General features: G+C 43.7%; 18 protein-coding genes. 10 read left to right on the top strand and 8 right to left on the bottom strand.

Features of this window, described 5'->3' with window-relative positions; genetic code table 11:
* Positions 1-224: 224 nt before the first annotated feature.
* Positions 225-1,913, bottom strand: coding sequence for a beta strand repeat-containing protein (locus tag V7K73_RS02210; RefSeq protein WP_334876721.1), 1,689 nt, complete (start codon positions 1,911-1,913; stop codon positions 225-227).
* 415 nt (positions 1,914-2,328) lie between these two features.
* Here V7K73_RS02210 and purL point away from each other — a divergent pair, with 415 nt between their 5' ends.
* From purL to V7K73_RS02190, 4 genes are all read left to right on the top strand, one after another.
* Complete coding sequence (gene purL, locus V7K73_RS02205; RefSeq protein WP_334876719.1) at positions 2,329-4,701, top strand: phosphoribosylformylglycinamidine synthase subunit PurL; 2,373 nt, start codon at positions 2,329-2,331, stop codon at positions 4,699-4,701.
* 370 nt (positions 4,702-5,071) lie between these two features.
* Positions 5,072-6,571 carry an amidophosphoribosyltransferase gene (gene purF, locus V7K73_RS02200; protein WP_334876717.1) on the top strand — a complete coding sequence of 500 codons (1,500 nt, stop codon included), beginning with the start codon at positions 5,072-5,074 and terminating at the stop codon, positions 6,569-6,571.
* A gap of 324 nt (positions 6,572-6,895) precedes the next feature.
* Positions 6,896-7,462, top strand: coding sequence for a Uma2 family endonuclease (locus V7K73_RS02195; protein WP_334876715.1), 567 nt, complete (start codon positions 6,896-6,898; stop codon positions 7,460-7,462).
* A 156-nt stretch (positions 7,463-7,618) separates the two neighbouring features.
* Positions 7,619-7,921, top strand: coding sequence for a type II toxin-antitoxin system Phd/YefM family antitoxin (locus V7K73_RS02190; RefSeq protein ID WP_334876713.1), 303 nt, complete (start codon positions 7,619-7,621; stop codon positions 7,919-7,921).
* A gap of 174 nt (positions 7,922-8,095) precedes the next feature.
* On the opposite strand, the gene V7K73_RS02185 is transcribed toward V7K73_RS02190, so the two are convergent.
* The 3 genes from V7K73_RS02185 to V7K73_RS02175 all read right to left on the bottom strand — a co-directional run bounded on the left by V7K73_RS02185 (position 8,096) and on the right by V7K73_RS02175 (position 10,062).
* On the bottom strand, positions 8,096-8,377 hold the full coding sequence (locus V7K73_RS02185) for a hypothetical protein (RefSeq protein WP_334876711.1): 282 nt from the start codon (positions 8,375-8,377) through the stop codon (positions 8,096-8,098).
* Positions 8,378-8,430: 53 nt separating this feature from the next.
* Complete coding sequence (locus tag V7K73_RS02180; RefSeq protein ID WP_334876709.1) at positions 8,431-9,477, bottom strand: ABC transporter permease; 1,047 nt, start codon at positions 9,475-9,477, stop codon at positions 8,431-8,433.
* 66 nt (positions 9,478-9,543) lie between these two features.
* Positions 9,544-10,062, bottom strand: coding sequence for an adenine phosphoribosyltransferase (locus tag V7K73_RS02175; RefSeq protein ID WP_334876707.1), 519 nt, complete (start codon positions 10,060-10,062; stop codon positions 9,544-9,546).
* 410 nt (positions 10,063-10,472) lie between these two features.
* Here V7K73_RS02175 and V7K73_RS02170 point away from each other — a divergent pair, with 410 nt between their 5' ends.
* The 5 genes from V7K73_RS02170 to V7K73_RS02150 all read left to right on the top strand — a co-directional run bounded on the left by V7K73_RS02170 (position 10,473) and on the right by V7K73_RS02150 (position 16,074).
* Positions 10,473-11,099: a DUF3038 domain-containing protein gene (locus tag V7K73_RS02170; RefSeq protein WP_118168460.1), complete on the top strand. Its 627-nt coding sequence runs from the start codon at positions 10,473-10,475 to the stop codon at positions 11,097-11,099.
* Positions 11,096-12,526, top strand: a complete 1,431-nt coding sequence (locus tag V7K73_RS02165) for a DUF4335 domain-containing protein (RefSeq protein ID WP_334876704.1) — start codon at positions 11,096-11,098, stop codon at positions 12,524-12,526. The genes V7K73_RS02170 and V7K73_RS02165 overlap by 4 nt, the downstream gene beginning before the upstream one ends.
* Positions 12,527-12,807: 281 nt before the next feature.
* Positions 12,808-13,683, top strand: coding sequence for an SDR family oxidoreductase (locus V7K73_RS02160; protein ID WP_334876703.1), 876 nt, complete (start codon positions 12,808-12,810; stop codon positions 13,681-13,683).
* Positions 13,684-13,746: 63 nt separating this feature from the next.
* Positions 13,747-15,255, top strand: a complete 1,509-nt coding sequence (locus V7K73_RS02155) for an HlyD family efflux transporter periplasmic adaptor subunit (RefSeq protein WP_334876702.1) — start codon at positions 13,747-13,749, stop codon at positions 15,253-15,255.
* 534 nt (positions 15,256-15,789) lie between these two features.
* Entirely contained in the window at positions 15,790-16,074 is a 285-nt protein-coding gene (locus V7K73_RS02150) for a hypothetical protein (protein WP_334876700.1), read from the top strand.
* A gap of 65 nt (positions 16,075-16,139) precedes the next feature.
* On the opposite strand, the gene V7K73_RS02145 is transcribed toward V7K73_RS02150, so the two are convergent.
* The 4 genes from V7K73_RS02145 to V7K73_RS02130 form a co-directional block, all read right to left on the bottom strand.
* A complete protein-coding gene (locus tag V7K73_RS02145; RefSeq protein ID WP_334876698.1) occupies positions 16,140-19,046 on the bottom strand; it encodes a DUF3769 domain-containing protein in 2,907 nt (968 codons plus the stop codon).
* Positions 19,047-19,244: 198 nt separating this feature from the next.
* The gene (locus V7K73_RS02140) at positions 19,245-19,361 is read right to left on the bottom strand and encodes a photosystem II reaction center protein I (protein WP_334876896.1); all 117 of its coding nucleotides are present in this window, start codon (positions 19,359-19,361) and stop codon (positions 19,245-19,247) included.
* 340 nt (positions 19,362-19,701) lie between these two features.
* Positions 19,702-20,397, bottom strand: a complete 696-nt coding sequence (locus V7K73_RS02135; RefSeq protein WP_334876696.1) for an acyltransferase — start codon at positions 20,395-20,397, stop codon at positions 19,702-19,704.
* 642 nt (positions 20,398-21,039) lie between these two features.
* The gene (locus tag V7K73_RS02130; RefSeq protein ID WP_334876913.1) at positions 21,040-21,204 is read right to left on the bottom strand and encodes a hypothetical protein; all 165 of its coding nucleotides are present in this window, start codon (positions 21,202-21,204) and stop codon (positions 21,040-21,042) included.
* 576 nt (positions 21,205-21,780) lie between these two features.
* On the opposite strand from V7K73_RS02130, the gene V7K73_RS02125 reads away from it, so the two are divergent.
* Positions 21,781-22,104 carry a hypothetical protein gene (locus tag V7K73_RS02125; RefSeq protein ID WP_334876694.1) on the top strand — a complete coding sequence of 108 codons (324 nt, stop codon included), beginning with the start codon at positions 21,781-21,783 and terminating at the stop codon, positions 22,102-22,104.
* Positions 22,105-22,131 lie beyond the last annotated feature (27 nt).

Genomic DNA, 22,131 nt, shown 5'->3' with positions numbered 1-22,131 from the left:
AGAGCAAGCTTACAACTTGGTTATTCAAGTTGTCCAGAAAGAAATATCCAAAGAAGAATTACCTGCATTCCTAGAACTGCATCTGCAAGGCAAGTAAATCGATAGAATAATGCTCTCTCCCCCAGAGTGCATTTTCATGACTGCAAGCTCAAAACCAGCTTCCCAAAAATCGTCAAAGCTGGAGCCTCAAAGGTTAAAACACGAGATAGAGGAATTAACACTCCTCATGCCCCGTTTGGCAAAGTGCTGTAGCAGAAAGAGCTATCTGCAAAGATAAATTTCTCAAAGCCAGTGGTAGACAGGCTAATGGAGTTTCCATTGTTGTTGAAAGTGAGGTTGGCACTTTCAAGGGTATTACCAGAAATCACACCAGATACAATCACTTGGGAGCGTTTGAAAGCGCCCAAATCCAGGGTGTCAAAACCTTTACCACCATCAACACTCGCTTGCCCAAATCCTTTGAAGTAGTCATCCCCAGTACCCAGATCAATCTTGATCCCGCCACCGATGGTAACTTTTTGTTGAACACCATCTAGAATACTGGTGGCGATAAGAGAGTCATTCCCATCGCCAGTGTTGATAATTCCTTTTCCATAGATGCCATAGGCAGTACCACCACTTGTTGCTGTAGCCTGTCCAGTAAGCTTATCAGAACCATTGCCCTGATCAATGACTCCATCGTTGAAAATGCCATAGGTGGTGGCATTTTTTCCTAAACTTTTGCCATAACCCGTAATTGTGTCATTGCCTAACCCTGTATTAATGGTGGCGGCTTTAGTGTTTTGGATGCCGATTGCAGTACCGCGATAAATCATGGTGTCGTTGGCATTATTACCGATGCCGATGATCGTGTCTTCTCCGTCTCCGGTATCCAGTTGCTTACTGTTAGTAATACCAGTTCCAGTAAGGTTGGAGCCGTCGCCTACGTCGATATTGTCAGGAGCTTTGCCAGCAGTACCTGTGCCAGTGATAGTGTCATTTCCATCTCCTGTATTAATACTGCCACTGTTAGCGATGCCGATTCCAGTACTGCCACCGCCGCCGCCGTAGGGACCGCCGACGCCGATGCCGCCAGTACCTGTACCAGCGATCGCGTCGTTTCCGTCCCCTGTATTAATACTGCCACTGTTAGCGATGCCGATTCCAGTAGCGCCGAAGACGGCGATACCGCCGATACCGATGCCAGTGATCGTGTCTTCTCCGGCTCCGGTATCCAGTTGCTTACTGTTAGTGATACCTGTCCCGCCAGCGGCACCCCCATAAGAGCCACCGCCGTTGCCGCCCTTCCCTGTGCCAGCGATCGTGTCTTTTCCATCTCCTGTATTAATACTGCCACTGTTAGCGATGCCGATTCCAGTACTGCCACTGCCGCCGCCGTCGTCACTACCGGCGTCGCCGCCGTCGCCGCCAGTACCTGTGCCAGTCATCGTGTCATCTCCGACTCCGGTATCCAGTTCCTTATTGTTAGTGATACCTGTCCCAGAACCACCGTAGCCGCCCTCGTAACTATAACCACCTGCGCCGCCCTTCCCTGTGCCGGCGATCGCGTCGTCTCCATCTCCTGCATTAATACTGCTACTGTTAGCGATACCGATTCCAGTACCACCATTGCCGGCCTGCTCACTCACAGCACCACCTGTACCGCCCTCTCCTGTGCCGGCGATCGCGTCGTCTCCATCTCCTGCATTAATACTGCCACTGTTAGCGATGCCTGTCCCAGTAACACCATTGCCGCCGCTGTCACTGCTGCCAGTAGCGGTGCCGGCGATCGCGTCTTTTCCTGAGAGTGTACGAATGGAACCTCCAGTTAAAATATCAATACCAATTGCCGATGATGCATTTAATTCTTTTCCGATTAAAGTATCGGCATTGGGGGTGCCGATGAAATTAGGTGGAACGGTAAGTCTAGACATAATCAAAATCCTCTCAATTAGATTATTACGGTTGGTTTTATGCACGTTACAAGAAAAGAAAATTTTCTTACTTCGCAAATAACAGTACAGAAATAACAGCATAATACCAGCCTTGCAGGATTTTATATAATCTATTTTTAGACGTTTAAGATATTTATTTAAACCACGTCTATCTTGAAACCTATAGTTCTTCATGATGAAAAGGATTTGCCCTCATCCCCAACCCCGAATCCTAAATCTGGGATTCGGGGAGCCAGAATTTCAAACTCCCTCTCCCAAATTTGGGAGAGGGATTTAGGGAGAGGGTGAAAACTACGGTTCTCAACTTAGATAAGGTTTAGCTGCATTCCTAGAACTGCATCTGCAAGGCAAGTAAATCGATAGAATAATGCTCTGTCCCCCAGAGTGCATTTTCATGACTGCAACCTCAAAACCAGCCTTTTCCGCCGAAGAAATCGCCGCAGAAGGTTTAAAGCCAGAAGAATATGAAGAAATTGTCCGTCGGTTAGGGCGTCATCCCAACAAAGCTGAACTGGGAATGTTTGGGGTAATGTGGTCAGAGCATTGTTGTTACAAAAATTCTCGACCTCTACTCAAACAATTTCCCACTGAGGGACTCCGCATTCTCGTGGGGCCTGGTGAAAATGCTGGTGTTGTAGATTTGGGCGACGGACTGCAACTAGCTTTTAAGATTGAATCCCACAACCACCCATCAGCTGTAGAACCATTTCAAGGTGCAGCAACGGGAGTTGGCGGTATTCTCAGAGATATTTTTACAATGGGTGCGCGTCCCATTGCTCTATTAAACTCACTCCGCTTCGGTTCCTTAGAAGATGCCAAAACTCAAAGGCTGTTTCAAGGCGTAGTGGCGGGAATTTCACATTATGGTAATTGCGTTGGGGTACCCACCGTTGGCGGCGAAGTTTACTTTGACCCTGCTTATTCTGGTAATCCTCTGGTGAATGTTATGGCGCTGGGGTTGATGGAAACATCCGAAATCGTCAAATCTGGAGCCTCTGGCTTAGGCAACCCTGTGCTTTATGTTGGTTCCACCACTGGGCGCGATGGTATGGGAGGCGCAAGTTTTGCTAGTGCAGAATTGAGCGATCAGTCAATTGATAACCGCCCTGCTGTACAAGTGGGCGATCCATTTTTAGAAAAGTCGTTAATTGAAGCTTGTCTGGAAGCGTTTAAGACAGGTGCAGTTGTCGCCGCCCAAGATATGGGTGCAGCTGGTATCACCTGTTCTACTTCAGAGATGGCGGCAAAAGGCGGTGTGGGAATTGAACTCGATTTAGATAAGATTCCTGTCAGAGAAACGGGGATGGTTCCCTATGAATATCTACTTTCGGAATCTCAAGAACGAATGCTGTTCGTTGCCCACAAGGGGCGTGAGCAAGAGTTAATCGACATTTTCCACCGTTGGGGGCTTCAAGCCGTTGTCGCTGGTACTGTCATCGCTGAACCCATCGTGCGGATTCTCTTTCAGGGTGAAGTCGCAGCAGAAATTCCGGCTGAGGCTTTGGCGGAAAATACCCCACTATATAAACGGGAATTGTTGACAGAACCTCCAGAATATGCTAGACAAGCTTGGGAATGGACACCTGATTCATTACCTCCTTGTACAACTGCTGGAATAGAACTCCCAGAAGGCGTGCGAAGTTGGAATGATATTGTGTTAACTTTGCTCGATACACCCACGATCGCATCTAAAAACTGGGTATATCGTCAGTATGACCATCAAGTACAAAATAATACAGTAATATTACCAGGTGGTGCAGATGCGGCTGTTATCCGTTTGCGCCCCCTAGAACAAATCCCCAATCTAAAATCCCAAATCCAAAATCTAAAATCAGGAGTGGCGGCGACGGTAGATTGTAATCCTCGTTATGTTTATCTTGACCCTTACGAGGGAGCTAAGGCAGTGGTGGCAGAAGCTGCACGCAATCTTAGTTGTGTGGGTGCAGAACCTCTGGCGGTGACGGATAACCTAAATTTTGGCTCTCCAGAAAAACCGATTGGTTACTGGCAATTAGCAGAAGCTTGTCGCGGTTTAGCAGAAGGTTGTCGAGAATTGGCAACACCCGTTACAGGCGGTAATGTCTCTTTATATAACGAAACCCTCGATTCTCAAGGCATCCCCCAACCAATTTATCCCACCCCAGTAGTAGGTATGGTGGGCTTGATTTCTGATATCACCAAAATTTGTGGTCAAGGTTGGCAAGCAGTCGGTGATATAATTTATCTTCTCGGATTGCCTCTGGCATCCAAAATCAGTTTAGGAGCATCGGAATATTTAGCTACTATCCACGGTACTGTTGCCGGAAAACCGCCACGGGTAGATTTTGACTTAGAACGCCGCGTCCAGAAAGTTTGTCGTGAAGGAATTCGTAATGGTTGGGTACGTTCCGCCCATGATTCTGCTGAAGGGGGATTGGCGATCGCAATAGCAGAATGTTGCATTTCTGGCAATCTTGGTGCCGAAATCAATTTAGAAATAGCACCAACGCAGTTAAACCGGTTGGATGAGGTGTTGTTTGCCGAAGGTGGTGCGAGGATTTTAGTTTCTGTAGCATCAGAACAACAAGAAATTTGGGAATCATATTTACAGGAACATCTGGGTCAAGAGTGGCAAAAACTGGGTACGGTTGGTAATTATGAGAAAGGTTTGGGGGTTTTCACTACTAATAACCAAGCTTTAATCAAAGTTAGGATCGAAGATATGAGCGATCGCTATTCCCACGCGATCGCTAGACGCCTTGCCATCCACACCACTACCCCCAGTTAAACAACTTAGGAGTTGAAAGTGAGGGGCTAGGAATAAAAAGCATAACTTCTAACTCCTCATTCCTAACTCTTTTAGCCTCTGTGAGCAGAATTACGGTACTGTTTTAATAGATGGTTAAAGATTTATTAAGAAAGCTGAAACTATCTATAGACATAATCCCAGTGACTTGACTACCGATTTTAGATTTTGAATTTTAGATTTTGGATTGGGAGGGTTGCTTCTGCTTCATGTCTTGCTACTAATGGGCAAAATAAATCTGAAATAGGCATTCTCAAATCCCAAGCCGCATCTCTTCCACGGTGCGATCAATCCAAAATCGTCAATCTCAAATCCAAAATTGATTGACCCCCCCACCAGGAGCAAAGCTAGCATGATTTCGATTCATTCTGTCACTTCGGATGAATACCCCGACCAGACTAACAACCCAATGAATAGTCATGAAAATCAGCCTGACAAGCCAGAAGAAGCTTGTGGTGTTTTTGGCATCTATGCACCAGGAGAAAACGTTGCTAAACTGACCTACTTTGGATTGTATGCCCTCCAGCATCGGGGTCAAGAATCAGCCGGTATTGCCACCTTTGAGGGTACACAAGTCCACCTCCACAAAGATATGGGCTTGGTGTCTCAAGTTTTTAATGAATCCATCTTGGATCAGTTGCCTGGTAGCCTTGCTGTTGGTCACACTCGTTATTCAACCACAGGTTCTAGCCGCAAAGTTAATGCCCAACCCGCAGTACTAGAAACTCGCTTAGGTTTATTAGCTTTAGCACACAATGGTAATTTAGTCAATACAGTACAATTGCGTCAAGAGTTGCTTGAGAAAAAATGCAACTTAATCACGACAACAGACTCAGAAATGATGGCTTTTGCGATCGCACAAGCCATCAACGCTGGTGCAGATTGGCTAGAAGGTGCAATTCAGGCATTTCATCGTTGCCAAGGAGCCTTTAGTTTGGTTATTGGCACTCCTAACGGCGTTATGGGTGTCCGTGATACCAATGGCATTCGCCCCCTAGTAATAGGTACTTTAGCTGGTAATCCAGTCCGTTACGTTTTGGCTTCGGAGACTTGTGGTTTAGACATTATTGGAGCCGAATACCTGCGAGACGTAGAACCAGGCGAATTAGTTTGGATTACTGAAGAAGGTTTGGCTTCCTATCATTGGAGCCAACAGCCTCAGAAGAAATTGTGTATCTTTGAGATGATTTATTTTGCCCGCCCTGATAGCATCATGCACAACGAGAGTTTGTACAGCTACCGCCTGCGGTTAGGACATCAACTAGCTAAAGAATCTTTTGTAGATGCCGATATTGTTTTTGGTGTTCCAGATTCAGGTATCCCAGCTGCGATCGGATTTTCCCAAGCTTCTGGTGTAGCTTACGCTGAAGGACTGATTAAAAATCGCTATGTTGGACGAACCTTTATTCAGCCAACCCAAACCATGCGCGAGTCAGGTATTCGGATGAAACTCAACCCCCTCAAAGATGTCTTGGCGGGTAAACGAGTAATTATTGTTGATGACTCGATTGTACGGGGTACTACCAGCCGTAAACTAGTCAAAACCTTGCGTGAAGCGGGTGCAATCGAAGTACACATGCGAATTTCTTCCCCGCCTGTAACTCATCCCTGCTTCTATGGCATCGATACCGATTCTCAAGATCAGCTAATTGCTGCTACCAAGTCAGTAGCGGAAATTGCCAAGCAACTCGAAGTAGACAGCCTCGCCTATCTCAGTTGGGAAGGAATGCTAGAAGCGACACGAGAAGACACCAATAATTTCTGCTCTGCCTGCTTTACTGGAGATTATCCCGTAGCGATTCCTGAGCCAGTGAAGCGTTCTAAATTGAGTTTAGAAAAAGTAGTGGTATAGGGGCTAAGAGCATTAGGGAGATGAGGGAGTAGGAGGAGCAAGGAGTGAGTAATAACTCCTAACTCCTAACTCCTAACTCCTAAGTAAATGGGCGCAAATAATCATCACTGGCTCGTAGTTGCGCTTTAGCGAAGACAGCGCAACTACGAGCCAAATACAGAGATTTTATTTTTCGTTACATAGTTTGGTTTTATTTTGCCTACCTACTTAACTCCTAACTCCCAACTCCCAACTCCTAACTCCTAACTCCTAACTCCCAACTCCTAACTCCTAACTAATCCCCAATCCGTCTAAAATAGGTAAATCCCCTAATAAAGATGGTTTATGAACCAGCCGATATCTGAGAAAGTGCGCTGGACTACCGCCGATTTAGAGTTGTTTCCAGATAACGGGAACCGCTATGAAATTATTGACGGAGATTTGTTTGTGACCAGAGCGCCTCACTGGAATCATCAAAAAACTTGTGTCAGAATTATTTCTCCATTGGATACTTGGTCACAAGCTACTTCTTTGGGACAAGTCGTACCTGCTCCAGGCATAATTTTTGGCGATAATGATAATGTGATTCCTGATGTTGTCTGGGCTAGCAATGAGAGATTGCCCCTACTTTTAGACGAGGCTGGGCATTTGACTGGTGCGCCAGAACTGGTTGTAGAGGTGCTATCTGCTGGTATTGAGAACGAAAAACGGGATAAGGAATTTAAACTAAAGCTTTACTCAGCAAGAGGTGTTAGGGAATATTGGATTGTGGATTGGCGCAACCAACAGGTGGAAGTTTATCGACGTGAACAAGCGAGTTTAAAGTTAGTTGCTACGTTGTTCAATGGTGATGAGTTGAACTCACCCATATTGCCTGATTTTACTTGTGCGATCGCATCCTTCTTTACTTAACACAAGTTTGCAGAATTGCCGTAACTTTTTACTATTGGCAATTATTTCAGGACTTACGCAAAAACTCTCTCAAACTCTTATTCCTCTGTGTTCTCTGCGGCCTCTGCGGTTCGTTTTTTGGTCATTTTGCGTAAGTCCTATATTTAATAAAAAGTAATGCAAACAGGTGAAAGCGCCATGTCTCAGCAGTATTCAATTGAGCAAGTTCCTAAGAATATAGATAAAATTTTTCCGGAAATTGAACAAGGCGAATCGGTACAAATTACGCAACAGGGGCAGCAAGTTGCTGTGATTCTACCTGCGGCTGAATATCAGCGTTTGTTGCATGGAAAGTCGGGTTTTTGGGAATCTGTGGAGCGATTTCGTCAAGAAATCATCGAAGAAGGAACCGAGATTAATCCCAATGAGGTTTGGAAAGATGTACGCGACAAGTCTCCTGGACGAGAGATCCTCTTGTAAGTCGCTTTTTACTGGATATTAACGTCATATCTGAGCCGTTAAGGCCACAACCGAATCCAGCAGTTATCCAAAGGTTGCAACAGTATCAAGGGGAATATTGCTATTGCTTCAGTTAGTTGGCATGAATTGCTATTTGGTTGCTATCGCCTGCCCACTTCTAAAAGGCGAGAGAGCTTAACTATGCTGCAAAAACTCAACCTTGGGCAATAACGGGTCACTCACAATACCCACACCGCTAAAACCCCAACGTTTGAGCAAATTTCCTAACTGTGTACGCGGAATAGATTCTACAGTAAAACGATTTGCTACTTCTGCTGCATGGGTATTGAGATAGCTAAGGGCATCAAAATTTTCCTGAAACAGCAATAAATAACCTGATGTTTCGGTGTCAGGACGAGCTATGAGATAATTACCGTCGGTTTTTGAACGCACTAAGTAATAGACTTCGGACAGCATGGAGATGGAGATGGGGGGATGGGGAACAGTAACTAATGACAAATGACAAATGACTAATTAAGACTTTCTAGGCGAATGCGTGGATCGGCAGCTTTTAACATCAAATCGGCGATTAAATTACCAGCAATCAGCAACACTGCGCCCATTACCAAGCTTGCCATTAACAAGTATAAATCTTGAGCTTGTAAAGCCTGTAGAGTCAACCTCCCTAAACCAGGCCAGTTGAAGAAAAATTCGGCAATGAAGGCACCGTTTAATAAACCAGCTAATTCAAAACCCAATAAGGTAATCAAGGGATTTATCGCATTACGGAGGGCATGAACGTAGATCACACGGTTTTCTGGCAAACCTTTAGCACGAGCCGTTTGGATATAATCTTGACGCAAAACATCCAATAATTCGCCGCGAGTGATGCGTTGCAAACCAGCAAAACTTGTAATTGAAAGTGCGATCGTGGGTAAAATCATGTGCCAGCCGATATCTAAGATTTTGCCAAACCACGACAGTTCCGAGTGAATGATGCTAGTCATGCTACCCACTGGGAATAAGGGCGAGGTGAATTGGGCTAAAACCAGCAGCGCTAAGGCAGTGATGAAACTGGGAAAGCCTTGTCCGGCGTAGCTAATCACCTGTAAAACCCGGTCTGATAGCTTGTTTTGGTTAACAGCAGCAAAGATCCCTAGAGGGATAGCGATCGCCCATGTGACAATTAAAGATGCGATCGCTAATAGCAAAGTCGCTGGTACTCGTTCCCACAACAGCGATGCTACTGAACGTTGATAAATAAAACTCGTGCCAAAATCCCCTTTTGTCAAAATTCGCCATAACCATAGCCAAAATTGCTCTGGCCAAGACTTATCCAAACCAAACTGCTGCTTGAGTTGTTCAATTCTTTCTGGCGATATCTTCGGGTTTTGCCGCAGCGTATCTACATAATCTCCTGGAGCAAGTTCAATAATGAAAAACGATAACGCTGATGCCAAAAACAAAGTCAGTAGTGCCTGCAATACCCGCTTTCCCACATAAACAAAAGTTTCACTCGTGACTAGCGTTATTAGCCAATCCCGACCTGTCTCCAAAGAAATTCTCGTAGATGTCATTTGTCCTTTGTCCTTTGTCCTTTGTCATTGGTCATTTGTCATTTGCTAATCACCAATGACAAATAACTAATATTCAATTAGAGAGATAATCGGCACATCTGGCAGATATTTACGCCCTTCTAAATCCCGTAGCTCGATAATAAACCCAAATCCTACTAGTTCGCAGCCAATCTTCTGCACTAACTTTGCTGTTGCACTCGCAGTTCCACCCGTGGCAATCAAATCGTCCACAATTAAAATTCGGCTACCTTGGTGTAAACCGTCTTGATGCACTTCTAGGCAGTCCATACCATACTCTAGTTCATATTCAATTGAATAAACGGCTGCTGGTAACTTACCTTTTTTACGGACGGGAATAAAACCAGTTCCTAATTTATAAGCCAGAGGTGAACCAAAAATAAATCCTCTCGACTCTATACCAATGACATAATCCGCCGTTATCCCAGCTTCATTGCATTTTTGTGCTAAAAAGTCAATAGTGTAGCGCAGTCCCTCTGGATCGCGCAGCAGGGTAGTAATATCCCGAAATAAAATTCCGGGTTTAGGGAAATCTGGGATGTCACGAACGAGAGACTTCAAATCCATAAAATGGGGAGTGGGGAGTGGGGAAGAAGCAGGGGAGCAGGGGAGCAGGGAGCAAGGGAGAAGAGTTTTTCCGTCTGCCTCTTTTCAATGCCCAATGCCAATTTCAGATACCTGAAAAATCGTACACTATAATGTCATACGCTGGGGGTCGAGTCTGAAGCTTCGCCCTTTATTGACGATAATTAGAATCTAAATCAAGCTATAAGGGATATTGCACTAAATAAATGAGGTGAATTAAGTTATGTTTTAAAATTTTGATTTCAATATAGGGAAAACTTTGAGTAGAAAGAGTTAAGTAATGTATATATCAGGTAGCCATGCTATTGCTACAAGTCTAATGCTCAAGTCTTGGCTACCGATCTTAAATTTGTTTTATCTAGTCTGTTGGAACCGCACAAGGTATTTATAGAATGAATGTCTCAGCAAGTTTAACGCCGTTCAACAGTCCAACTCAAGACTCACTGCCGATGGTTTTGGACACTTTACCAGATCCGGCGATCGCTTCCAAAACGTGTCCTCGGAGAACCAGGCTGCAAATTGACCTGATTTTACTGGCAATTGAAGCTTTAGAGCTTGGTGGTTCAGAAGCAATCCTGACTTTTGCTCAAGAGTTGGATCTAAAAGGAATTGTTAAAGACAGGGTGAATTTATGGCGGATGCGTAGCTCTAATCCGCTACGGAGAGCGCATATCCGCCGTCCCTTAAGTATCATGGAAGCAAAAGCTCTGGTGGTGATTGCTTGCTACATAGCACGGCGTTTAACTGTTGTGATTCGCCAGTTACTAATGATTTGTCAACAAATGGAAGAAAAGCAGATTCCGTTAGAACAGAATTTGCGCTTATCTAATTACCTAGAGCGGTTTAGAGCGCATTTTAAGAGCCGGATGAATGCTCGACGTTCTGGTGTCTTAGCATTAACTTCTGATGCAAAATTAGATGAGCTAGCGATAAATTTGTTAGGACAATTACTATTTTGTACTGGTACAGCTGGAATGCAGCGATTCTGGATTAGTCTTTTTGACGGTGAAGTGGAATGAACATTCAACGTAAGTACAGTTTGCCTAATTGTACACTGCTTTTAGAAGGGTTAAGCGATCTCGGTAGGGCTGCACATTTCCAGGAAATGCGCCCGGAATTATCAATATTGGTAAATGCAGAATGTTATTTATCAGGTTACAACCAACCCCTAACGGGAGGGCGAGAATTTTTTGAAAGTTTGGTGAGGGCAGTTAGTGGCTATGCCCAAGAATTTTTAAGTAGTGTACCTAATCCGCAAGCACACAACCAGGAATCGGAGCTAGTAGAGTTTCGCAAAATTGACAGCAACCGACATAGGTTAATTATATATTCAGAAGGCGCTCCAGAAGGGTTTGATCGCTCTAACAATTCCAAACGTCCGCCTATTGAAATAGATTTAAATACAGTACAGTTGTTTGATTTAGTCGAAGCAGTGGATCAGTTTTTTGCTGATACTCAAACTTTACCTGAACTTTCCTTAGAACTACAACCAGTTACCAGACGCTATGGCGGTGCTAGTCAGGCTTTGATCAGGCAGGCTGTACCTGCTGCTGTGGGTGTGTCAAGTTTAGCAGTAGCTGCGATCGCCTTTAACTTGATTCCACCTCCCCAAATTCGTCCACCGCAGCCTCAACCAGATAAGCAAACTAGCTCTACAAGAAACAATATCGCTGCTCCAGCATCAGCTGCTGCAACTCCCATCGCTGCTGCAACCCCCACACCAACATCAGAAGCTAATAGAAAGCCGCCAGTTAAAGATTTAGAAGCACTTTTAAATACAGTTCCAGAAATTACCGATCCATCCCAGTTACGTGCATTGAATCGTCAAGTGTACAATCAAATTCATCCAGCTTGGACTAATCGCTCAGGATTGCAAGAGGATTTGATCTATCGTCTGGGTGTAGCTGCGGATGGAGCGATCATTGGTTATAAAGCGCTGAATAAAGAGGCAAATACAGGAGTAGGTCAAACTCCTCTGCCTAACGTACTTTATAATCCAGCTACCCGTCCTGCTATTTCTAATGAACCGATCGCTCAATTCCGAGTCGTATTTACTACAAAAGGTGTACTAGAAGTTAGTCCTTGGCGGGGATATGCTAAGACGCCAGAAGTAGTAGGTGCAAAAATTACTGACTCTAATATAGTCAAAGGTTTAAACCAAAAGCTTTATAGTACAGTTCGGCAAAACTGGAGTGGTACCCCCACCTTTACGCGAGATTTGAAATATCGGGTAGCAGTGAACAAAGATGGTGTAATTGCTGACTATGAACCACTAAACCAAGTCGCCTTTGACTATTTCCGCGAAACACCGCTTCCCAAAATGTTCAACGCTGTCTACGGTTCCAATGTAGCAGCTCCTAACAATAAAGAACCTCTCGCCCACTTTCAAGTGCTATTTAAGCCTAACGGTACGCTGGAAGTTACTCCTTGGCAGGGATATCAGTAGTTGAGAATGGGGCATAGGGTATGGCGCATGGGGCAAGAAAATTAAAACAATTCGCAATTGGCAAAGCGTGCCGGAGGCAAGAGTGCGAATTGGTTCAGATGTCAATGACTTGTTGAGCCAGTAAAACTAATTCCATTATCCCATCCCCTGCATCTACTAAAGATATGGGGGATAATTTTTAGAGGATTAAGATAAATAAGGTGTGACCTATTGGCTTAGTTAGCATGAGTTGAGCATTTCGAGAACTATAAACCCTGTAACTATTCAATTTAGGTATTTATATGTTTCTAATAACTGGAGCATCGGGAGGAATCGGTCGCAGAGTTGTGCGACTCCTAAGGCAACGAGAACAGTCTGTGCGGGCATTTGTCCGCCTTACCTCGCGCTATAGCGAGTTAGAACACCGGGGTGCAGAAATCTTCATCGGTGACTTGCTAGAAGAAAGAGATATCCAGAAAGCTAGTCGGGGTGTGCGGTATATTATCAGCGCTCACGGTTCTGATAGCGATGCCCTATCTTTAGATTACCGCGCCAATATTGAACTAATAGACCAAGCCAAAGCCAATGGCGTAGAGCATTTTGTCTTTATTTCCGTACTGGGAGCCGATCGCGGATATGAAGACGCTCCTGTATTCAAAGCAAAACGAGCAGTAGAACGATATTTGTCAGCTAGTGGCTTGAATTACACTATTTTACGCCCATCTGGATTAGCATCTAACTTGCTGCCACTAGTAGAACAATTTCGAGAAACGGGATTGTATTTGCTAATTGGCGATCGCAAAAACCGTACCTCAATTGTCAGTACCGATGATTTGGCAAGGATAGTGGTGGATTCTGTGACAGTTGAAGGCGCTCGCAACCAAATTTTATCAGTAGGAGGGCCAGAGATTTTATTAAGAGAAGATATCCCGCGGATTTTTGGTCGGATCTTCAACAAACAGCCAGTAATTATTAACTCACCACTATTTGCCATTGATGGGTTACAGAGTGCATTGGGTTTAATTAATCCCCAAATTCAAAAAGCTTTGGGAACTTATCGGACATTGCTAGTAAATGAATTTTTCTGTACAAAAGATGAAATTGCCAATTTAGAGGCAATTTATAACTTCCAGTTGGAAACATTAGAAACTTTTTTGCGGCGTTATCTAGCAGTTTAAAGAGTCATTAGTCATTTGTCATTTGTCCTTAGTTATTCACTAATTACAAATGATTAATGACAAATGACAAAAAACAAAGGACAAAAATATATGGTAAATGCTGCCCAAGCACGTCAGACAAAAGAGCGATTTGCCCAACCAGACGAACAACTCACTTATGAGTTAGGGAAGGCAGTACAGGAATTGCCACCCCTGTACACTAGATTATTAGCGGGAACGATTAGCTTCGTTGTATTTGGAGCGATCGCCTGGGCGTACTTCTCGCAAATAGATGAAGTAGCAACAGCACCAGGAGAATTAATTGCTTCCACGCAGGTAAGACCGGTGACATCCTTGGGTGGGGGGTCAATTGTTGGTGTTAAAGTGCGAGAAGGCGATCGCGTTACTAAAGGTGAAGTTTTGATTCAAAAAGATCCAGACTTGCAAGTAACCGATGTTTCCCGCCTAGCGAAATCTTCTAGATTGATTCAGGACGATTTGCAACGTTTAGATGCAGAACGCACTGGAGGCAAAACTACTGGGACGAAACTCCAAGATGAACTTTTAAGTTCCCGTCTGCAAGACTTCCAAGCGCGGCAAGCAGGGGCCGAAGCAGAAGCAAATCGCCAACAAGCACTGATCAATCAAGCCAAAGTCCGCTTGACTCGGTTACAAGATAACTTAGTTAATGCCAAAAGTAGCGTTGCCAATGCTAAAACCAACCTTGCCAACGCAGATAGCATCCGAATTAAAATTGAAAGTAATTTGGGACTTGCAGAACAAAGGGAAAAAAGCCTACGTAGCCTAATGACTCCTGGTGCTGTACCTCGTGTCGATTACTTGGATGCCCAAGAAAAATTAACTCGTGCAAAGACAGAAATCACTAGATCGCAAGATGAAGTGACTAACGCCCAGAATAAAATAACTGAGGCTGAAGATAAAGTCACATCATTAGAAAAAGATATTGCTGCCCAAGTCCAAGAAATTCGCCAAGCAGAACAAGCTTATAATGCTGCACGTAGTCAGTCGCAGCGTGTAGCATCAGAACGCCAAAGTGAAATTTTGACCCAGTTCAGCAAGCGTAAAGAAGAACTGACAACTGTTCAAGGTCAATTAGAGCAGGCGAAGAAGCAGCAAGCTTTAGAAACGATTGAGGCTCCCGTTGCTGGTACAATTTACAGAGTTAAAGCCACTAAGGGTCCAGTGCAATCAGGTGAAGAATTGCTGTCAATTTTGCCGGAAGGGGAAGAAATGCTCCTAGAGGTGAAAGTTCTCAACCGTGATATTGGATTTATTCGTCAAGGAATGAAGGCAAAAGTGAAAATGGCAACTTTCCCCTTCCAGGAATTTGGCACTGTGAGTGGCGAAGTTATGCAAGTCAGTCCGAATGCAATTGTTGATAAAGAATTAGGCTTAGTTTTTCCTACCAGAATTAAGCTAAATAAACACTCAGTGAACGTGCGCGGTCAAGAAGTAGAATTTACACCAGGTATGTCTGCTACAGGTGAAATTGTCACTCGTAAAAAGTCAATTTTGACATTCATCACTGAGCCTGTGACGCGGCGGTTCAATGAGGCATTTTCCGTTAGGTAGGTTTAGCCTGTGCTGTTTTTATCAGCTACGCCTAGCATCTCACAAATTACACCTAAAACGTAGGCGTTTAGTCAGGGCTATTTCATTCTAAAATGTCACGTTTTATGCTTACGGGCTAATCTCACAAAATGGGCATTTTTGAGCGTTAGATTAGTTGCTCTCACCACGTTTAGGGACTTCCAAATAAAAAAATACCCAAAAAACTCTCTCTTCCTCATTCCTCTGTGTTGCGCCAGTCGCTACAACGGGGGGAACCCCCGCGACGCGCTGGCTTCTCTGTGTCTGGAGTGGTTCGTTTCATTTGAGTAATTTATTTCTTGGAAGTCCCTTAAGTAAGTGGGTCAAATTAAATATAAAACCTCACCCTGCCTCCGGCTTCCCTCTCCAAAGTATCGGAGAGGGATTGAGGGTGAGGTTTATTATATGTTTAATCATTTTTTTTGATGATTTTGATAAAAAATCAGATTGGCTATTATCAATAGTTTTTCTTAAAGTAAAATTACCAATTTTGAATATGTGTAAAAGATATTACTCATGGAAAAGATTAATCCGATTCCAGAAATACTGGGTGAAACAACTGATGTAGAAACTTGGCTGATTCGCGCTGGGCTAAGATTTTCAGACTTAGGTAACGATGCCGCCAGTCTTGCAATTCGTAAGCAATGGCGAGAGTACCAAGCCGCAGTGCAAAGATACTGTGCAACCTTACACCAACCACCGTCAAATGTTCAACTAAGCGGCGACTATGCCAAACTGAGAATACCTGGTGCGGCATCAAGCAATTATCCGATAAGCTGTCGAGTCGTGCCAAATGCTTAGACTGGGCAAAAGATAGAAAATCTTAAATAATCAAGTGTCAGGTAAGATAACTGCTAACTGTTTGACTAATAATCTTGTTGCACACCGCCTACCACTGGCTTAATTTCTGAAAATGGATCAGTGCCGCCACCCCAGTTAAAATCACTAATTCGGATGGTGAAGCCGCCTAACTCTAGCACCGGATTGTAACGCAAGGTGATGCCATAGGTGCGACGGCTATATTCCACAATGTAGTCGGTGCTGGTTTCTTTACCAGTATCCAAGTTAACAGATGTTTGAAAGCCTAAGCGAAAAGGGCCATAGATTTGCTGTGATATGCCAGCGCTCAATACTTGGTTATCAACGGAGCGATCAAACAAAAAGGGTGATAATCCGTTGTTTAAGCCTTGAGAGTAACTAATATTAAAGGCGGTATAGTCGAAAAAAGGTCGAGAAAAATGACCAATTTGCCCTTGTAAGCCAATTGTACCAGTTAGGGTGCTTTGGTTATCACCATTGCTGTAATAACTCGTAGTGCCTGTAAGTCCAGCGATCGCTCGCAAGTAAGGAACTACAGGGTTAGCCGTGTATCGTAATCCCTCAGTGGCAGTGGGTGGTAATGGTTTTCCTTGCCATAGCAACAGCCCTTTACTGAGGGAAGCACTGCCCTGTAAACGACCTAGTGAGATGCGATCGTTTTCTCGCCCTGGTTTTAGTAAATCTGGGCGATCGGTGTTGGCATCGATATATCGAGCGCTTGCCTGATACGTGAGGTTGATGCCACTCTTGCCTAAAGGAATTACAGGAGAGGTAATAATGCCGCCGATACTGCTCTGGACGGTTTGAAAGCCCAGGGTACCGTTATAAAAACGATCGCGGTAGCTATAGTCCAGATTCAACAGATGGGGAAGGGAAGTCCCTAATATCTCGCGCAATCCTAACCTCGCCCGGAAATTATCTTCTACTTTGTTCAAGTCAAAACTAGTTAATTCCCCAGTCCCGTCAATTACGGATCGGGGACTCAAAACAGAATTTATCTTTGTCTTCACACCAAATAGTGAGCCTAAATCACCCGTGCCTTGTTGCACAGCTCTCTGTATTAACAACTGCGGCGTGATCGTCCAGTGTGTCTGCTCTGTATCAATTACTGGAAACCCACGCTCAATATACAAACCACCCCGATCTTCTCCATCATAGCCAGGAGAGACTATTGCAGGTGTAACGTCCCGCTCCCGGCGGTCAATAGTCCGCTCATTCACCGGAATTGGTAAGGAGACGGTTTGATCCAATACCAAACGCTGGTTCTGTGTCCTGATCCGGTCTACCAAGGGTGATTCTCGCGTCAGAGTTACTGTATCTGCACGCAACTCTAATTCAGGAGGCGAAAAAGGATCGTTGGTGATGCGGACATCCCTTGCTTGCCAGCCTTGGGGATAAAAGTCAATGTGTTCAGCTTCAAATCTGAGCCGATTGACTACACCCCCTGTTCTCGGGGGCGGGATGTTGCTAGCACCGCGACCACCAATTGTTACATCAATTCCTCCAGGGCTGCTCACACCTGAAACGGGCTGATTGGCTCTAATGCGATCGCTCGGCGGACGTTTTGGAACTCCACCAGCAATTACACCCGTGCTTACATCGGTGGGTGAAAAAGCAAAATCTGTTTGTGCTGAGGGTACGTAAATTTCTCCTCTACCATTTAGCAGTTCCCCGCTATCTTGAACAAAGTTATAGGTAAAGCGTTGTCCACGCAGTATCTGATCGCCTCGTGTTAAAGTTACGTTCCCGTAGCCCGCAGCTATCAAGTTGTCTAAATTTACTTGCAAGCGATCGGCATCCACCACCGCCCCATCAAATCGCACAACTACATTCCCAACAGCTGTAATGATTCGCCGTTGCTCGTCATACTCTTGCCGATCTGAAGTGACTTCTACAATTCTCGGTTGATTTGGTGGCGTGCTAACTGGCGCAGTTGTACCAGATAGTTGACTTTCTAGCTGATTAGTGCTAGCGCCTGTAGGTGTTGGTGCTTGAGTTTGTTGTTGGGCTTGGGACTTGAATCCTACAGTGATGGGCGATGAGAGTTGGTTTTTCGGGTTACGAGACTTGAATTCTATAAAATTTTGTACTGATTGAGAACTCGGTGCAAGATCGGCAGCAGATACAGAGATATTCTCTCTACCTAAAGACTGTGGTGCGGTAATATGACTTTGCTGTTTTTGCTGGGTTAACTTCTCAGGTAAAATTCCCGCATTGGATTCGACTAACTTGTTGCTGTTTGTAGCACTTGGGACAGTTTGAAGAGGAGGCAAAGATTGGGCGAGTTGGAGATTTGGGGAAACTCTATAGCTAAAGCTACCATCCAAAAAAGTTGGTTTTTCGCCACTAGAGTTGGAATTTAGCGTAGACGCAAAGCGGCTTGTCGTCAGACATCGCTCACCGAGTTTTTGAGAAGGTTCAAGTTTTACGTTTACAGAGGAAGCCTCCGCTCCAACTTTTATTGGCAACGCAGTGGCTTCTGTTTGCATCTTTCGTTTACGTAACGCCGCTATAAGCAGAAGTTCCGAACGCCGAACGCCGATGCTGGGACTTGTGTTTGTGTCTTCTTTCTCTTGGTAATTAGAGGTTTTAACCTTCTGTGTGGGATAACCAACAACTAGCGATCGCCCCATTGCAGCACTTCCAGAACTGTTGATGGGCGAAATTTCTGGTGGGGAGGTTTCTGGTGAATGAGCTACAGAGGGAGTTTCGGCAACTACCAAGTCATCCTCAGTTGAGTTTATCGGAGTTGGCAATGGCAGATCGCTCTTGGTGTAACTCGCAATTGCCAACTGGGCTAAATCCTTGGGCTGCTTGGATTTGGCTGTCTTTTTGTGTATTCCAGTATCTACACCTGAAAGAAACTTTGTATGACTAGCAGATGAGGCGGGATTTACAGCTTGTAAAGATTCGAGGATAAAAGGCGGATCGGGCGGCAGAACTGGATGAAGCATATTTGAGCATAATCGGGCTAACAAACAGCCAAATGACGGAAAGAAGGATTAAATATACATTTTGCCTTCCGACTGTCGCTTTCTGCTACCGGTAACAAGCCACTTTGCAGCAGGAAACTTACTAGGCGAAAGTTTAGTAAGTTTCCGTGGCGTTTAGTATCTTCCGCCTTTTAAAGTCGCGGATGATTTATCGCCCTTTTACTCTAAGTCCCGACGGCCGGGGTTACGAGCTGGATCGTTTGATAAAAATCCGAAGACGAAGATAGTTACGAACAAGGCAACAACAATATAAACAGCGATTTTTAAAGTCAGCATAGAAATATCTCCAACGGGTAAGACAAAGAAAGCTTTTCTTTCAGGATCTGCCATGCAGAAAAGATAGCTCCTTTATATTACCCAAATCTTGTCCCTTTTTGAGAGGACTCTGGGGACTGGGGACTAGAGTATCTAGCTTAAGGTTATTGAGAATGGTGCAACATCTCAGATGCTTGACTTGTAGATGACCCTAAAAAATAACTTAGAGATTGTTTACTCTTGTGACGTTAACTGACGGCAAAAGTTTCTTAAAAAAGGGTAGAGCTTACACGTTACAGGTTACAAGAAATAATTTTCCTTGTCCCCAATCCCCAATCCCCAATGCCCCACCCCCTATTTCTCAGCTTGAACTAATGCTTAAATCTTTGCCAATTCGGTTTTTGATTACTCGTGCAGGTATGCCTACAGCAACGGAGAAAGGAGGAATATCTCTATTGACAACCGCTCCTGCACCAATAACACTGCCTTTGCCGATAGTAACGCCATCTAATACTGTTACTCCATGCCCTAACCAACAGTCATCCTCAATCACAATTCCTTTGCGGGTAACACCTTGGTATTTAATCGGCTCCATCGGATCGGCAAAATTATGATTATTGGCATATATCCCTGAGTAGGCAGCTATTAAACAGTGCTTGCCAATTTTAATGTCTCCTGGCCCCTCAATAGCCACGTTGGGGCCAATGAAGGTGTCTTCATCAATATGTATACACGTATTTTCTAAAGACCCTATATCAACGTTACGCTCAATAGCGACTCTATTTCCTAGATGAATTCTATTATTTTTGTGTCCTCTAGCATCTATCCGCACACCCTTAAAAATATATACTCCACTGCCTATCTCAATACAGGAAGTACCGTTAAATTCAACACCATTTTGGATATAAACTGGGCTGCCTATTTGGGCAAAAATACTACGGTATCCCAAATTACGCAACTTCGGGCCCAGAATAAGTGTAGGAATATCCCCTAACACAGTAGTTACTAAAAGTTCTTGCACGCGCTGCAATTTTGAAAAAAATTTCTCGTTATGCATGGCTACATATCTCTTCAATTAATTGTTGTTGACAAGATTCCTTTGCTGTGCTTATATCCTAATGTTCCGCCAAAGCTAACAATCTTTGTATTTATTAATACATAACCTGCTTTAGCAGTATTACCTAAATTTCCCCATGCTTTTAGATGGTTTTCCAAATGTTAAAAAACCAGAGATGGCTTTGACTATGTGAGCAATTCTTTAAATTAGTTGCGAGAGAATTACTCAATTGATATGCACAATTGCCTTGGTTTACTAGAAGCTTTTGTACCAGTCTCGGCACGTAATAATTTTGCTTCTTTTTCACCAGAGCAATGAACAAAACAATCTCAGTGCATTGCAGGGTCAAACCCCAGACTATTAAATTGTCTGATAGGAAAATTTGCTGTTTTAGATAGGTTACTGTTGCAGTTATCTGGCAAATTTGCAAAGTTTGTTACGCAAATAGGGATATTGTTTGCCTTGAGACTAGTTTTTGTCAGGCGGTTTTAGTCTCTTGAAACAACTCAATTCCACAAGCTATTTTGCAACAAAAAACACATTTAACTAGACGATATTCAAAAATTAGATAAAATTTCTGCCTAGCATGACAATGTAATTATTGTTGGTTTTTATGGGTATTTTTGCCCAAATAAAACCCAACTAGGGTGGATTATCTCCCACATCAGCCATCACATTGAAATTAACCATCGGTGCAAACAAGTAAGCGCTTCCCCGACTGTTATGACGGCTTTCTTGCAACGAATTTCTAGGGTATGCTGCTCCAATCATGTTGCACACAGATGATTTACAGACTAACCAATTCATGTTTTTAATTACATAAATGGGTTTTAACAACAATTGTTTTTAACGATAACACATTTTATTTTTAGTGGAACACTCTAATTAAATAAGTTGATTTCCAAGTTGATTGTAATGGTGAGATTAGTTAAGTTTTTTACTAAAGTGATGCCTACGGCAGGCATTGCCTACGCTACTCGAAAATAATTTTATACACTTAGAGAAAATTTTTTAAAAGCGGTAACTTTAAAAATACTCGAAGCGATTAATTACCGATTAATTCCCATTTATATCTATATTTCTACCGTTGCTTGTCCAAATAATTTTATATTTTTGTGTTTAACTCAGAATGATATCTACTATACTTATGATACTCTCTTAGTTAAAAAGCTAAAAATTTTCCTCTTCCCTATTACTTGTATCTAAAAATTTGTAAATCACCCATTCGGGTGAGCCAAGAGGGTGATGCGTGCTTGGCACTATTCATTATAAATTTTATTGAAAGAAAGCTAAAAGATAGCTTAGTTTCTAGGAGAAGTCTAGAAAAAACATCAAATGCCCAGATTGAGGTATCGGTTTTAACTCACACACTTGGTTCAAATTATGGCTTTAATTAAAGAAATTGTCCAAGAAGCTCTAACTACCGGCTATCTGAGTGTTGTAGCCGAAGATCAACTGCGATCGCAACTTCAAAGTAATTATGACTCAGAAGACCTAGACGCCTGGATCATTTTACAGCGAGCGATTGCCGGGGGTGATGTAAAACAAGAGTCGCGCCGAAAAAAAGCTTCTCTCACTCCTAAAGCCAAAGACGCTTCATCTAATATCAAACTTGCTTATCAAATGGCAGCGGAGATTGCTTATGCAGCAGCTGTAGCTTTGTCAATGACCAAAAATACCAAAGATCAGCCTTCACTAGGCGCGTAAAATAACACCTTATTAAGTTATTTTTCT

This window comes from Nostoc sp. (genome assembly GCF_036916975.1).
GTDB lineage: Bacteria > Cyanobacteriota > Cyanobacteriia > Cyanobacteriales > Nostocaceae > Nostoc.
Note: the sequence above shows the minus strand (reverse complement) of the source record. Positions and strands in the feature narration are given on the sequence as shown.